The 14,062-nt window shown below is 75.5% G+C and carries 10 protein-coding genes; 2 read left to right on the plus strand and 8 right to left on the minus strand.

Annotated features, from left to right (window positions below):
• Window positions 1-45: 45 nt before the first annotated feature.
• Window positions 46-1,308, minus strand: a complete 1,263-nt coding sequence (locus ACWPWW_RS12085) for an APC family permease (protein ID WP_454050621.1) — start codon at window positions 1,306-1,308, stop codon at window positions 46-48.
• Window positions 1,309-1,500: 192 nt separating this feature from the next.
• Between ACWPWW_RS12085 and ACWPWW_RS12090 the strand changes: the two genes are divergently transcribed.
• Window positions 1,501-3,021 carry a family 43 glycosylhydrolase gene (locus ACWPWW_RS12090; RefSeq protein ID WP_454050622.1) on the plus strand — a complete coding sequence of 507 codons (1,521 nt, stop codon included), beginning with the start codon at window positions 1,501-1,503 and terminating at the stop codon, window positions 3,019-3,021.
• 150 nt (window positions 3,022-3,171) lie between these two features.
• Here ACWPWW_RS12090 and ACWPWW_RS12095 read toward each other — a convergent pair whose 3' ends face one another.
• The 5 genes from ACWPWW_RS12095 to ACWPWW_RS12115 all read right to left on the minus strand — a co-directional run bounded on the left by ACWPWW_RS12095 (window position 3,172) and on the right by ACWPWW_RS12115 (window position 7,995).
• Entirely contained in the window at window positions 3,172-4,515 is a 1,344-nt protein-coding gene (locus ACWPWW_RS12095) for a glycoside hydrolase family 30 protein (RefSeq protein ID WP_454050623.1), read from the minus strand.
• A gap of 29 nt (window positions 4,516-4,544) precedes the next feature.
• Window positions 4,545-5,840, minus strand: coding sequence for an MFS transporter (locus ACWPWW_RS12100; RefSeq protein ID WP_454050624.1), 1,296 nt, complete (start codon window positions 5,838-5,840; stop codon window positions 4,545-4,547).
• A gap of 171 nt (window positions 5,841-6,011) precedes the next feature.
• Window positions 6,012-7,046, minus strand: coding sequence for a phage tail protein (locus tag ACWPWW_RS12105; RefSeq protein ID WP_454050625.1), 1,035 nt, complete (start codon window positions 7,044-7,046; stop codon window positions 6,012-6,014).
• Between the two features lie 10 nt (window positions 7,047-7,056).
• Window positions 7,057-7,569 carry a phage tail protein gene (locus tag ACWPWW_RS12110; RefSeq protein ID WP_454050626.1) on the minus strand — a complete coding sequence of 171 codons (513 nt, stop codon included), beginning with the start codon at window positions 7,567-7,569 and terminating at the stop codon, window positions 7,057-7,059.
• 63 nt (window positions 7,570-7,632) lie between these two features.
• Window positions 7,633-7,995, minus strand: coding sequence for a DUF6916 family protein (locus tag ACWPWW_RS12115; protein WP_454050627.1), 363 nt, complete (start codon window positions 7,993-7,995; stop codon window positions 7,633-7,635).
• A 104-nt stretch (window positions 7,996-8,099) separates the two neighbouring features.
• Here ACWPWW_RS12115 and ACWPWW_RS12120 point away from each other — a divergent pair, with 104 nt between their 5' ends.
• On the plus strand, window positions 8,100-11,798 hold the full coding sequence (locus ACWPWW_RS12120) for a hypothetical protein (RefSeq protein WP_454050628.1): 3,699 nt from the start codon (window positions 8,100-8,102) through the stop codon (window positions 11,796-11,798).
• Window positions 11,799-11,895: 97 nt separating this feature from the next.
• On the opposite strand, the gene ACWPWW_RS12125 is transcribed toward ACWPWW_RS12120, so the two are convergent.
• Both ACWPWW_RS12125 and ACWPWW_RS12130 read right to left on the minus strand, forming a co-directional pair.
• Window positions 11,896-13,278: a UTP--glucose-1-phosphate uridylyltransferase gene (locus ACWPWW_RS12125; RefSeq protein WP_454050629.1), complete on the minus strand. Its 1,383-nt coding sequence runs from the start codon at window positions 13,276-13,278 to the stop codon at window positions 11,896-11,898.
• Between the two features lie 162 nt (window positions 13,279-13,440).
• Complete coding sequence (locus ACWPWW_RS12130; protein WP_454050630.1) at window positions 13,441-14,052, minus strand: TetR family transcriptional regulator; 612 nt, start codon at window positions 14,050-14,052, stop codon at window positions 13,441-13,443.
• Window positions 14,053-14,062: the final 10 nt, after the last annotated feature.

A 14,062-nucleotide genomic window follows, 5' to 3' on the forward strand; every position in this document is an offset into this window, starting at 1 on the left:
GCGGGTACCGGCGTGCTCCTCCTCGAAGCCGGGACGTCCCGCACGCTACCCGCGGCGTCCGGCACCGGCGGCCCGGAGCCGCAGCAGCCGCGCCCCCACCCCGGCCGCCAGCACCACGACCCCGCCGGCCACGGCCGCGAGCGGGAGCGTCACCGCGAGCACCGCGCAGCCGGCCACGCCGAGCACCTGCAGCGCGCGCGGGAACCGCCGGTGCGCCCCGGCCTGGGTGAGCGCCGCCAGGTTCGCGACCAGGTAGTACAGCAGCACGCCGAACGACGAGAAGCCGATCAACCCCCGCAGGTCGACCGCCAGCACCAGCACCACGACGACCGCGCCGACGGCCAGCTCCGCGCGGTGCGGCACCCGGTGGCGCGGGTGCACGGCCGCCAGCGCGCGCGGCAGGTCGCCGCCCCGGGCCATGGCCAGCGCCGTCCGGCTCACGCCCGCCACCAGGGCGAGCAGCGCCCCGAGCGACGCCGCCACCGCCCCGACCCGCACCACCGGCACCGCCCAGGACCAGCCGGTCGCCTCGGCCATCGCCGCGACCGGCGCGGCGCTCGCGGCCGTGCCGTCCGGCCCCAGCACCGTCAGCAGCGCCACCGCGACGCCGGCGTAGACCAGCAGCGCCAGGCCGAGCGCCAGCTGCACCGCGCGCGGGATGGTCCGCGCGGGGTCCCGGACCTCCTCGCCGAGCGTCGTGATCCGGGCGTACCCGGCGAACGCGAAGAACAGCAGCCCCGCCGACCCCAGGACCCCGGACCACGTCGCAGACCCCGCCAGGTCCACCCGCGCCCACGACGGGTCGCCCCCGAGCAGCCCGGCCGCCACCGCCGTCACCAGGGCGGCGAGCGCGACCGCCACGATCACCCGCGTCAGCCGGGCGGTCCGGGTGATGCCGCGCAGGTTCACGCCCGTCAGCAGGACGACGGCGCCCACCGCGGCGGGCCGCTGCCACGCCGGCGGCACCGCGTACGCGGCGAACGTGAGCGCCATCGCCGCGCAGCTCGCGGTCTTGCCGACGACGAACGACCAGCCCGCGACGAACCCCCACCACGGCCCCAGGCGCTCGCGGCCGTACACGTAGGTGCCGCCCGACGTGGGGTACTGCGCCGCGAGCTGGGCGGACGACGTGGCGTTCGCGTAGGCGACCACCGCCGCGACGGCCAGCCCGGCCAGCAGCGCGGACCCCGCCGCCTGCGCCGCGGGGGCGAACGCCGCGAACACCCCGGCGCCGACCATCGACCCGAGGCCGATCAGGACGGCGTCGCCGGTGCCGAGGCGGCGCGCGAGGCCGGCCGAGCCGCTCACGCGTGACCTCCCGTCCGGGCCGACCGCCGGCCCCTCGTGGCAGTCTGACCGAGGAAGGTGTCCGGGAGGTGGCCGCGGCGACCGCGGCAATACCTACCGTTTGGTAAGTTAGGAGCCGTCGACGGGGACCGGCCTCCAGCGCTGGCGGCCCGCGGCGACGACCCGTCCCTCCGGCACGTCAGGAGACGCCCCGTGCGCAACCCCCTCATCCCCGGCTTCCACCCCGACCCCAGCGTCTGCCGGGTCGGCGACACGTACTACCTCGCGACCTCGACCTTCGAGTACCTGCCCGGCATCCCGGTGTTCCGGTCGACCGACCTGGAGCACGTCGAGCTGATCGGGCACGTGGCCGTGCGCGACGGCCAGCTCGGCACCACCGGTGTCCCGACCGGCGGGGGCACCTGGGCGCCGACCATCCGGCACCACGACGGCCGGTTCTGGCTGGTGGTGCCCGACATGATGGGCACCGGCCGCGGCAACGTCCTGTTCACCGCCGACGACCCGGCCGGCCCGTGGTCCGACGGCGTCGTGATGGACGTGTTCGGCATCGACCCCGACATCGCCTGGGACGCCGACGGCACCTGCTACGTCACGATGTCCGGGCTCGGCATCGAGGACGACGGCACCATGAAGCACCTCGGGATCACGCAGGTCCGCCTCGACCCGGAGACCGGCGCGGCGCTCAGTGACCCGATCTCGCTGTGGTCCGGTACCGGCGGCATGTTCCCCGAGGCCCCGCACCTCTACCAGGTGGGGGAGTACTGGTACCTGATGATCGCCGAGGGCGGCACCGAGCGCGGGCACGCCGTCACCATCGCCCGCGGCACCTCGCCGGAGGGTCCCTTCGAGGGCGCCCCGCACAACCCGCTGGTCACGGCCCGCGGCTCCGACCGGCCGGTCCAGAACTCCGGCCACGGCGACCTGGTCGAGCTGGCCGACGGCAGCTGGGCGATGGTGCTGCTCGGCACCCGGCCGAGGTCGATGACCCGGGCGTTCGCGCCGATGGGCCGCGAGACGTTCGTCGTGCCCGTCACGTGGCAGGACGGCTGGCCGCACGCCGAGCCCGTGCTCCTGGACGACCGGCACGCGCCCGTCGAGCGCTCCGTCACCTTCCCGACGGACGCGCCCGCGTCGCTGGACGGGTTCGACGGCGAGGTCGTCGGCGTCCGGGCGTTCCCGCGCGACGTCGCCGACCTCACCGCCCGGCCCGGCTGGGCGCGCCTCACCGGCCGCGGCGTCGGCATGGAGGACGCGCACCCGGTGTTCCTGGGCATCCGGCAGTGCTCCGAGGCCGCCGTGATCACCGTGACGCTGGACGTGTCGGCCGGCGTCGGCGGCCTCTCCCTGCGGTACGACGAGCACTCGCACCTCGACGTCGAGGCCACCCCGGACCTGGTGACGATGACGATGACCGCCCGCGGCCTGCAGCAGTCCTGGGCCCGCCCGCGCACCGACGCCGGTGCCGAGGTCAGGCTCCGGATCGTGGCGGACCCGCCGCCCGTCGGGCAGGCGACGTTCGGCGCCTCCTGCGACCGGCTCACCGGCGAGGTCGAGGACGGCGGCGCGTGGGTCGAGATCGGCGGCGTCGACGGGGCGTTCCTGTCCTCCGACTTCACCGAGTCGTTCACCGGGCGGGTGGCGGGACCGTACGCGCGCGAGGGCGTGGTCGACGTCCGCTCGATCGACTACGCGGGGCAGGACGTCCAGCGCTGACGACGACGGACAACCTCGACCGTCGTGCTGCACCCCCCCGCGAGCCCGACCCCCGTCCCGCAGGCCGGCCGCACGCACGAAGTGGAAAGTCCTGCCCGACACGCCGCGGCGTGTCCGGCAGGACTCTCCACTCGGTGGGCCCGCGTGGCGTCAGGCGGGGATGGTGAAGGTGTTCAGGCTGCGCGGGGGCAGGTCGGCCGTGAACGAGCGGGACGGGGTCGACGGGTCCTCGAAGGCGAACCGCTCCGTGCGGTCGAGCGCGTTCTGGACGACGACCGCGACGGAGCCGTCCGGATTGGCGTACGCCGAGCCCTGCGCCGAGAACCGGCCGGTGACCCCGAGCGGCACGGCACCCGGCCGGACCGCCGACGAGTAGTGCTTCAGCACGTAGTACTCGAAGTTGCGGGTGTAGGTCCCCGCGGCGGTGTCGATCGTGAACAACGAGTTCTGCGGCCAGCCCCAGGTGCTGAGGCCGCCGGGCTCGAGGGCCATGTTCCAGTAGGTGTACCCGGTGGCGCCGTGCTGCAGGTAGTGCCGGACCAGGTGGAAGACGTACTCGGCCTCGTCCCAGTCGTTGTCGCCGAACCCGCACTCGGACTCGGTCTGCATGATCTCGAGCTCGGGCCAGGACTGCCGGGTGCGGGCGATCGCGTGCTGCCCGGCCCACTGGTAGCCGATGCCCGCGATGTGCCGGCGCGCCTCGTCGTCGAACAGGATGCCGTCGACGAACCGCGCGTAGTTGGTCAGCGCCTGGCCGGTGGCGGTGAACGTCATGTCCTCCGGGCCGTTGAGCGTGCCGAGGAAGATCGACGTCGTCAGGCCGGCGGACTCGAACGCGGGGCCGAGGTGGTCGCGGATGAACACGCGCAGCTGCTCCGACGTCCACACGCACGACGGGAACTTCTGGTCGGCGAACACCTCGTTCTGCACGTGGACCTGGCTGACCGTGATGCCCCGGTCGGCGTACGCCCGGACGAACTTCACGAAGTACTGCGCGTACGCGTCGAGGTTCTCCCGGGTCATCACCAGGGTGCCGGCGTTGTACGCCGGCGGGTTCTTCATCCAGGTCGGCGGGCTCCACGGGGAGCAGTGCAGGACCATGTCGTCCTGGTACCGCTGCGCCTGGCGGATGAACGGGATGACCAGCTCCTCGTCCCGGTCGACGGAGAAGTGCTCGAGCGCGTAGTCGCCGGGCGTCTCGTCGTAGGAGTACCAGGAGGTCGCGAAGTCGTTCGCGCCGACGGCCGACCGGTTGACGCGGAAGTTCAGCTCGTCGGGGCTGAACAGCTCCCGGTAGATCGTCTCCTGGTCGGCCTCGGGCAGGGCCCGGATCGCACGGGCGCCGAGCTCGTTGAACGTGCCGCCGAACCCGCGCAGGGTCTGGCCCCGCTCACCGGTCAGGGTCAGGCCCTTGTCCCCGGTCGCTCCGGCGCCCGGTGCGCCGCCGTCGGCCCACTGCTGCTCGGCCGTGGACACGGTCCATGTGGTGGTCACTGCGCGTGCTCCTCGTCGTGGGGTCGGGCTCAGCGGACGGACCGGATCCGCGTGATGAAGAACGCGCCGAGCAGCGCGGCCACGATCGCGAACGGGAACACGAGCCCGTAGCCGCCGGTGGCGACGACCAGCGCGGACGTGATCAGCGGGCCGACGGTCTGCCCGGCGGTGGTCGACAGGTTGAGGATGCCGAGGTCCTTGCCGGCCTCCTCCTCGCTGGGCAGCACGTCGACGTTCAGCGCCTGGTCCACGGAGGTGTAGACGCCGTAGCCGAAGCCCGCGATGCCGGCGAACAGGAACATGCCGGTCGGGGTCGGGGAGATCCACGGCATCGCGATGCCGACGGCGAACAGGACGCTCGACACGACGACGGGCAGCTTGCGGCGGCCGATCAGGTCCGAGATCGGGCCGGACGCGACGGAGCCGATGAGCGAGACGACCAGGATGATGACCGACATCGTCGCGATGGTCCGGGCGGAGTCGGCCGTGGACTGCCCGACGTGGTCCTGCACGATGTACAGCTGGTACGCCATGATCATCTGGTACGCCACCAGCATGAAGAGCCGTCCGGCGAACGCCCGGTAGAAGTCCGGGGCCTTGCGCGGCGGGCGGAACGACTTCAGCAGCTCGCCGAACCCGGCGGCGGCCGGCGGCAGGTCGACGGCGGACCGCTCCCGCGGCCAGACGACCAGCGCGATGATCGCGGAGACACCCATCAGCGCCCCGCCGAGGACGAAGCCCGGCAGCGAGTTGGTGATGAACGCGGCGCCGACCAGCGAACCGATCGGGGCGCCACCGGCCAGGCCACCGCCGTAGAAGGCGGACATCGTGCCGCGGACCTTGCCGGGGACGCGGTCGGCGAGGACGGCGACGGCCGGCGCCAGCATCATGTTGAGGCCGACCATGCTGACGCAGTAGGACAGCGTGATCAGGGCCGGGCTGGTGAGGACGCCGATCGCGAACAGCGAGACGCCGCCGATGATGCCGCCGGCGAGGATCCACGGGGTGCGGCGCCCGAACCGGCCGCGGGTGCGGTCGGACAGGTTCCCGAACACCAGGTTCGACACCAGCGAGACGATCGCGGTGATCGCGCTGATCGAGCCCAGGAGGGTCTCGGGGGACTCGACGCCGATGTCCCGCAGACGCTGGGGCAGGAGGACGGCGGCGACGATCTGCAGCCCGACGATCCACAGCAGCCCGTAGACGAAGAACCCGGCACCGAAGCGCAGGGTGCGGGCCCGGGTGAACGGGGCGCCCGTGTCGGGGGCGATGTCGTCGCGCACCGGGACAGGGCTGTCGGTGGCGACGGTGGCCTGCGCGTCCATGCGTACCTTCTTCGGCGTCATGGGAGTCGGACGGCTCCACGTTGAGACGTCGTGGCACCGGCGTCGGCGCCACCACTACCTACCGCTCGGTAGGTAGTGGAGAAATTACGACCGCACGGTCGGGATGTCAATCACGCCGGTCGCGACGCCCGTGGGCCGGTGCCGGCGCGGTCAGGGGCGCGTCGGGTAGATGCCCTCGAGCGCGATGATCATCGTGATCGCCAGGTACGGCGACCGGTTCGGGTGGGGCTGCCCGCCGCCGGCCGGCCCGACGGCCGCGTTCATCGTCACGTCGGCGACGCCGTCCGCGCGGTAGAGGAGCTCGCGGGCGCGGCCCTGCTGCGCGACGGCGAAGCTCGCACCCGAGGGGTTCCCGGTCGTGCCGCGGGTCCCTGCCGGGGCAGCGCGGAGCGTGTGGCCGTGCTGGGGGATCTGCGCCTGGGTCAGGGTGACCTCCGCGGCGCCGCCTCGCTGGCCCGGCGCGTAGGTCTGGCCGGTGACGCTCCGGCCGGTGTGCACGGGCGAGGCGCCGCGCAGGTCCGGCACCGCGAACGAGCTCATCCCGTCGCCGCCGTACGTGTTCCCCAGCAGCGAGTACAGGGTGGTGTTCTGCTGGATCGGCAGCGTCTGCCCGTCGCAGACGGCCCAGCCCTCGGGGGCGAACCTGCCGGCGAACATCCGGACCTCGCCGACGAACGGCGGGTACTCTGGGGTGCCCGAGGGGTACATCCCGTCCACGCAGATGGCGTAGGTGAGCACGAGGTGCGGCGGCATGTTGTCGTGCGGCTGGTCGCCTCCTCCCGCCGGGGCGAGCACGCCGTCGGGCAGCGCGACCTGGTTCGCCGCCCCGTAGTGCGGCCGGTCGGTGGTGGCGAACGCCGCGCCGCCCGGCTCGGCGGCGTCGGCAGGCGCGCTCGACGCCCGGACCTGGTGCGTGTGCGACGGCAGCTCGGCGGTCGTGAGCGTGTGCGTGGCCGACCCGCCGCTCGACGCGTGCGGGATCCCGGCGCCGGGGTGCACGGCGGACCGGCCCCGCAGGTCCGGCAGCGCGAACGTCTCGGTCCCGTCGCCGCCGTACGTCGTCCCGATCACCTGGAACAGCGTCGGGTGGTCGACGATCCGCAGCAGCTGTCCGTCGCAGGCCAGCCAGCCCAGGGGCACGTAGGTGTAGGGGAGCAGGCGGATCTCGGCGAGGTAGGCGTCCACGTCAGTCCTGTCAGGAGCGGGTCGGGTAGGTGCCGGAGGTGCAGATGGCGAAGCGCAGCACCGTGAACGGCGGCCGGTTCTCGTGCGGCTGAAAGCCGCCGGCCGGGGTGACGGCCAGCGGCGACATCGGCTGCGACGGCGGTGCGGTGGTCGCCGGGACGAACGCCGGACCGGTCGACGCGGCCCAGGTGCCGCCCGACGGGGAGGTCGCCGTCGCCGCCGCGGCCGCCGCGGAGAGGCTGTGGCCGTGCGCCGGGAGCTGGGACGGGAGCAGCGTCACCGTCTCGGACCCGCCGACGTGACCCGGCAGGCGCCCGACCGCCGGGTCCGGGTGCACCACGAACCGACCGCGCAGGTCGGGCAGCGCGAAGGTCGAGCGGCCGTCGCCGCCGTAGGTGACACCGAGCAGCGAGTAGAGGGGCGCGTTCTGGTTGATCGGCAGGAGCGAGCCGTCGCAGGCCAGCCAGTTGGCCGGGACGAACCCGATGGCGAACATCCGGATCTCGCCGAGGAACGGCTCCATGCAGGTCTCCTGGTCGGAACGGCGGTCGGAACGGCGGTCGGGCGGCGGTCGGGCCGGGGGCGGTCAGGCCGAGCGGAGCACGACGGCCTCGACGGTCGTGCCCGCCGCCCCGACCGGCTCCGTGTGCAGCAGCAGGTCACCCGTGTCGTGCACGAAGGTGCGGGTGCCGCCGGGCAGGTCCAGCGGCCCCGCGGCGGTGAACGTCAGGCGGAACCCGTCGGCCTCCCGCGCGGCACCGGCCGCGGGGCCGACCCCGGCGAGCGTCACGGTGCGGCCCTCGACGTCGAACCGGCTGCCGACCAGGGGGCGCAGCGCCTCGGCGGTCAGGGGGAGCGTCGGGCGGCGCAGGGCCACGGAGACGCCGCCGACCGCCGCGACGCCGAGGGCGGCGGTACCGGCCACTAGCACGGTGCGACGGGTGGGCACGCAGGACTCCAGGACCTTGCGGGGATGGTGAGCGGGGGTGAGCCTACGAGGATTCACCCGGATGACGGGTCCGCCAGCCGGGTGAAACACCTAGTCTTCGGCGGGTGCTCCCCCCTCGACCCGCGCTGCGGCGCGCCCTCGCGACGCTGGCGCTGCTCGCCGTCGTGGCCTCCGCCGGCACCGTCGCGGCGGCCGGGTCGCCCCTCGCCGCACCGGCCGCGCTCGCGGCGGACCCGGTGCCGTTCGCCGTCACGTCCGCGGCCGACGCCGCCCTCACCGGCGCCTGCACCGACGGCGTCGCGGGGACCACGCTGCGCGAGGCGCTGTGCCTCGCGGCGGACGAGACGAGCGCCGTCGTGACCGTGCCCGACGGCACCTCCGTGACGCTGACCGCGGGCCCGCTGGGCTACGCGCCCGCGGCCGCCGCGACGCTCCTGGTGACGTCCGAGGGGACCTGGACCGTCGACGGCGCGAACCGGCGGATCCTCGACCTCGACACCGGCCTGGTCGGCGGGGTCGACGTGACGCTCGTCGGCGTCGAGCTGCGCGACGGCGTGCCCAGCGCGGCGGACGCGGCCGTGGTCGGCGGCGGCGGTGCCGTGCTCGCGGGGTCCGGCGACCCGGCGCGCCCCGACGCCCTGACGCTGCGCCGGTGCGTCGTGTCCGGCAGCGCGAACGCCGCCGGCGCCGGCGACGCGACCGCACCCGGCGGCGCCGTGCAGATGTCCGGCGGCACGCTGACCATCGACGACTGCGCCTTCCGCGACAACTCCGCCGACGGCGCCCCGGGCGGGGCGGTCGCCATGATCGGCGTCGGAGAGGCGGACGCGGTGCTGGTCACCGGGTCGACCTTCGAGCGCAACACCGTCACCGGCGGTGCGGGCTCCGGCGTGCTCGGCGGCGGGGCCCTGTACGTCGAGGGCGCCTCGCTGACGCTGCAGGGGTCGGTGCTGACCGACAACGACGTGACGTCGGGGTCGGTCGCGGCGGCACGCGGCGGAGCGGTGCTCGCCACGGGGTCGACCGCGGTCTCCGGGACGCGCGTGCAGGGCAGCACCGTGTCCGGGTCGGGCGGGGCGGGCGACGGCGGCGCGCTCTGGCTCACCCAGGGGTCGGTCACCGCGTCGGTGCTGACCTCGAACGACGACGACGTGACGGGTCCGTCCCGTGCGGCGTCGGTGGTGGGCCCGGTCCAGGCGGCGCGGAGCTGGTGGGGGTGCGCGGCCGACGCCGCCGACACGGCCTGCGGCGCGATCGGCGTCACCACCACGGAGCCGCGGGCCGTCCTCGGCGTCACGGCCACGCCCGCGCAGGCGGCGACCGGCGAGCAGGTGACCGCCACGGCCGAGGTCGTGCTGGCCGACGGGTCCGCCGCGCCGGCGGAGCTGCTGCCTGCGCTGGCGGGGCGCCTCGTCGCCTGGACCTTCGACCCGACGACGGCGGCCGGTCCGGCGGACGCCGACGGGGCGCTCTCCGCGGGCGGGACCGCCCGGGCACGGTTCGTGCGCGGCCCGGGGGCGACCCTGACCGTCGGCGCGTGGGTCGACCAGGTCGACGCGAGCACGACCCTGACGCAGCCCGTCGCCCCGACCGTCACCGACCCGGCCGGCGCGACGGTGCTCGAGGGCACCGACGCCACGTTCGCGTCCACGGTGACCGGCTCGCCCGCGCCGGCCCTGCAGTGGGAGCGGTCGGCGCCCGGAGCCGCGACGTGGTCCGCGGTGGCCGGCGCGACGGACGCGACGCTGACGGTCACGGCCGCGCGGGCGGCCGACGGCGCGCGGTACCGGCTGGTCGCGGCCAACTCCGCCGGCACGGTGCGCAGCGCTCCCGCCGGCCTGTCGGTCACGTGGGGCCCGGAGATCACCGCGCAGCCCGCCGACGTCGCGGCGCTCGCGGGGACGACGGCCCGGTTCGAGGTCGGGGTGGCGGGCGTCCCGACGCCGTCGGTCCGCTGGCAGTCCGGCCGCGACGGCACCTGGACGGACGTCGCGGGTGCGACCGGCACCGCCTACGAGCGGGTGCTCGACGCCGGTGACGACGGCCTGCAGCTCCGCGCCGTGCTGACCGGCGCCGCCGGCGAGGCGCCGAGCGACCCGGCGACCGTCGTGATCCGCACGGTCCCGTCCTGGACGACGGAGCCGGCCGACGCCACCGTGGCCGAGGGCGCCGCCGCCACCTTCACCGCCACCGCCACCGGCGTGCCCGCCCCGACGCTGCAGTGGCAGCGGGCGGAGGCGGGGACCGCCGGCTGGACGGACCTGCCGGGGGAGACCGCGGACCAGCTGGTCGTGACCGCCGACCGTGCCGACCAGGGCGCGACGTTCCGGGCGGTGGCCACCAGCGCCGCCGGCACCGCGACGTCCGCGGCCGCCGTGCTGACGGTGGAGTGGGGCCCCGAGGTGACGGACCCGGCCGACGCCGTCGTCGTCGTGGGCAGCACCGCGCGGTTCGACGTCACGGCCTCCGGCTTCCCGGCTCCCGCCGTGCAGTGGCAGACCAGCACGGACGGCGGCACGTGGACGGACGTGCCCGGCGCGACCGGGTCCGGGTACGACCACGTCGCGGGACCCGCCGACGACGGTCTCCGGGTGCGCGCCGTCGCCTCCGGTGCGGGCGGCGTGCGGCCGAGCGCCGCGGCGATCCTGACCGTGCAGACCGCGCCGCTGTTCACCGTCCAGCCGGTCGACGCCACCGCCGACGCCGGCACCCGCGCGACCTTCACCGCGGCGGCCGACGGTGCCCCGGCCCCGACGCTGCGCTGGCAGGTGCGCGAGCCGGACGGCGGCTGGACCGACGTCCCCGGTGCCACCGGCGGGACGCTCGCGGTCGACGCGGACGCGGGTGCCGACGGGACGCAGTACCGCGCCCTGGCGTCGAGCACCGTCGCCGCCGACGTGCCGAGCGACGTGGCGACGCTGACCGTCCTGCGCGCGCCGACGGTGAGCGACCCGCTCGACGCCGTCGTGGCGGCGGGCGGCGTCGCGCGGTTCGCGGTGACCACCACGGGCCGCCCCGCCCCTGCGGTGACCTGGGAGACCTCGCCCGACGGCGTGCGGTGGACCACCGTCGACGGCGCCGCGGGGACCACCCTGGAGCTGACGACGACCGCGGCCGACGACGGGCTCCGGGTGCGCGCCGTCGCGTCCGCGACCCTCGCCGCCGGCCCGGTCACCGTCACCAGCGAGGCCGCCGGGCTGACGGTCGTCGCCCCGCCGGTGGTCGTCGACGAGCCGGACGACGTGGCGGCCGACGGCACGCTCGCAGCCGTGGCCGGCACGCCGGCACGGATCGCCTGGGTGGTCGACGCCGACGCCGGCACCGCCGAGTGGCAGGCCTCCCGTGACGGCGGCGCGACCTGGGGGCCGCTGCCCGAGGCCGCCCGGACGACGCAGGAGCCCGAGCAGGCCGGCGCGCAGCAGGTCGGCCGGCGGGTGCTGGCGCTCGCGGCCGTCCCGACCTCGGGCAGGGTGCGGCACACGTTCGTCTACACGCCGACGGCCGCCGACGACGGGCTGATGGTGCGCCTCGCGGTGTCCAACCTGGCGGGCACGGTGGCGACCGACCCGGTGACGTTCCGGGTCGCCGCGGCGCCGGTCGACCCGACGGTGCCTGCGGTGCCGACGGAGCCCACGGTGCCCGCCCAGCCCGGGGCGACACCGGCCGCGACGGCCGCAGCCGGCGCGTCCGCCCCGGCCCTCGGCGTCACCGGCTCCGACGCCGCGGCGCTCGGCGCGGTCGCGGCGGTGCTGCTGCTGGGCGGCTCCCTGGTGGTGCTGCTGGTCCGCCGCCGTCGGGCCTGAGAGACGCAGCAGGGGTGGAAGGTCCGGCCCGGCACGCCGACGGCGTGTCTGCTCGGACCTTCCACCCCGGGTCCTGCGCTGGAGGCCAGCGCGCGGGTCAGCCCGCGATCGTCGTGCCCGCGGGGATCTCGCCCGGGGCGCCCTCGGCCTCGACGACGGCCGCGCCGGTCGCGACGACCCCCTCGCCGAACGTCCAGTCGCCGTGCACGGTGAACGACGTCGCCCCGCGCAGCGACGGGGCACCGGCGGCGAACCGGTCCTCGAACTTCCCGACGGTCTTGTAGACCTTCGTGTCGAGGTCGACCAGCGGCGCGCTGTCGACGGCCAGGCGCAGCGTCGAGTCCTCGGCCAGGTCGTAGGCGTCGGACCGGATGAGCAGCAGGTCGTTCGTGGTCTTCACCGGCAGGAACCGCTCGCGGCCCACGGCGATGGCCGTCGCGCCCTCGAACACCTCGATGGCGGCGCCCATGGCGGTCTCGATCTGGAACACCTCGGGGGACGAGGAGTCCGTCGGGTCGACCGTCTTGACGTTGCGGATCAGCGGCAGGCCGAGGACCGCACCCCGGGCCTCGAGCGCGGCGGCGATCTGCTGCAGGTCGAACCACAGGTTGTTCGTGTGGAAGTACGGGTGGCGGTGCTCGTCGGTGAAGTAGTCCATCTCGTCCGCCGGGGTCTGCGCGGTGTCGCGCAGGATCAGGCGGCCGTCGGACTTCCGCACGGCCAGGTGCCCGCCCTTGCGGTCGGCCGCGGTGCGGCGGCACAGCTCGGCGGCGTAGGGGGCGCCCGACGCGGCGAACCAGCCGGCGATCGTCGGGTTCGGCGCGGCGCCGAGGTTGTCGGAGTTCGACACCGACGCGTACCGGAAGCCCGCGTCGAGCAGCTGCTGCAGCACGCCGGACGCGAGCAGCGCCGTGTAGAGGTCGCCGTGGCCCGGGGGGCACCACTCGAGGGTCGGGTCGGCCGGCCAGGAGACGGGGGTGAGGTCGTCGGTGCGGAGCTTCGGCTCCTGGTTCTGCAGGAAGTCGAGCGGCAGGCCGTCGACCGCGAGGCCCTCGTGCTTCGCCAGCGCGGCGAGCGAGTCCTCCTGGGTGCGGAACGAGTTCATGAGGATCAGCGGGAGCCGGGCGCCGGTCTCCGCGCGGGCGTGCTGCACCTGCTCGACGATGAGGTCGAGGAACGACTTGCCGTCGCGCACCTGGAGCAGGGACTTCGCCTTGTCCATGCCCATCGAGGTGCCGAGGCCGCCGTTGAGCTTGATGACGGCGGTCTTCGCGAACGCCTGGCGCGCCGCCTCCGGGTCGATGTCCAGGTCCGCCAGCTTCGGCGGGTCGAGCAGCGGGTCGATGGTGCCCTCGGGGATGAGGCCGGTCGCCCCTGCCTCGAGCTCGCGGTAGTAGTGGGTGAACACGTCGATGGCGGTGGGGGCCACCCCGGCCGCCGTCATCTTGTCCTGGGCCTGCCGCAGTCCGGTGTCGCTCATGGCCCTGATCCTAGGAACTCCGGGTGACGTGCTGCGACCGCTTCGCGCTGTGACATCCGCGGCCGCCGCGCGCCGTCGGTCCCTCGAGGGTGCACAAGCTGCGGCGGTTCGTCCCGGTATGTCCGCAGGGTTCTGCACCCTCGACGGACGCGGACGCGTTGTTCAGGGGAGGGCCGCGCGGACCGGGTCCAGCGCGCGGTCCAGCAGGTCCGGGAGGCGGGTGCGGGCGGCGCCGGCGTGCGCCCAGGCCTCGACGGCCGCCACGAGAGCGCCGGCCCAGGCCGCGCCGGCGACCTGGGCGTGCAGCGGCTCGACCCCGCGGGCCCGCGCGTACCCGGCGACGGTCGCGCCGAGGTCGGCGGTCCGCCGGGCGGCCGCGAGGCGCAGGTCGTCGCCCAGCCCCATGGTGTCGGCCTGCGTGAACGCGAGCGCCACGTGCTCCGCGGGCAGGCCGGCGGCGAGGTCGCGCAGGGCGTCGGCGACGACGGCACCGGCCGTCGGGGCGCCGACGGCGGGCCGGCGTGCGGCGGGGTCGGCGGCGAGCGCGGCCCGCAGGATGCCCGCCCGCTCGTCGAACGCCGCCCACAGCAGGTCCGACTTCGCGGGGAAGTAGTTGAAGAACGTGCTCCTCGAGACACCGGCCCGCTGGGTGATGTCCGCGACCGACGTCGCGGCGTACCCGCGCTCCAGGAAGAGCTCGCCCGCGGCCTCCTCGAGCATCGCCCGCGACGAGGCGTGCGGGCGTCCCGACCGGCGGGGCGAGGGGGCGGGCACGCGCCCATGC

Source organism: Cellulomonas sp. Marseille-Q8402 (assembly GCF_965119525.1).

Bases quoted from the DNA above. Each gene is read 5' to 3' on its own strand.
- ACWPWW_RS12100 (WP_454050624.1), bottom strand. From the start codon at position 5,840: ATGGACGCGCAGGCCACCGTCGCCACCGACAGCCCTGTCCCGGTGCGC.
- ACWPWW_RS12110 (WP_454050626.1), bottom strand. From the start codon at position 7,569: ATGGAGCCGTTCCTCGGCGAGATCCGGATGTTCGCCATCGGGTTCGTC.
- ACWPWW_RS12125 (WP_454050629.1), bottom strand. From the start codon at position 13,278: ATGAGCGACACCGGACTGCGGCAGGCCCAGGACAAGATGACGGCGGCC.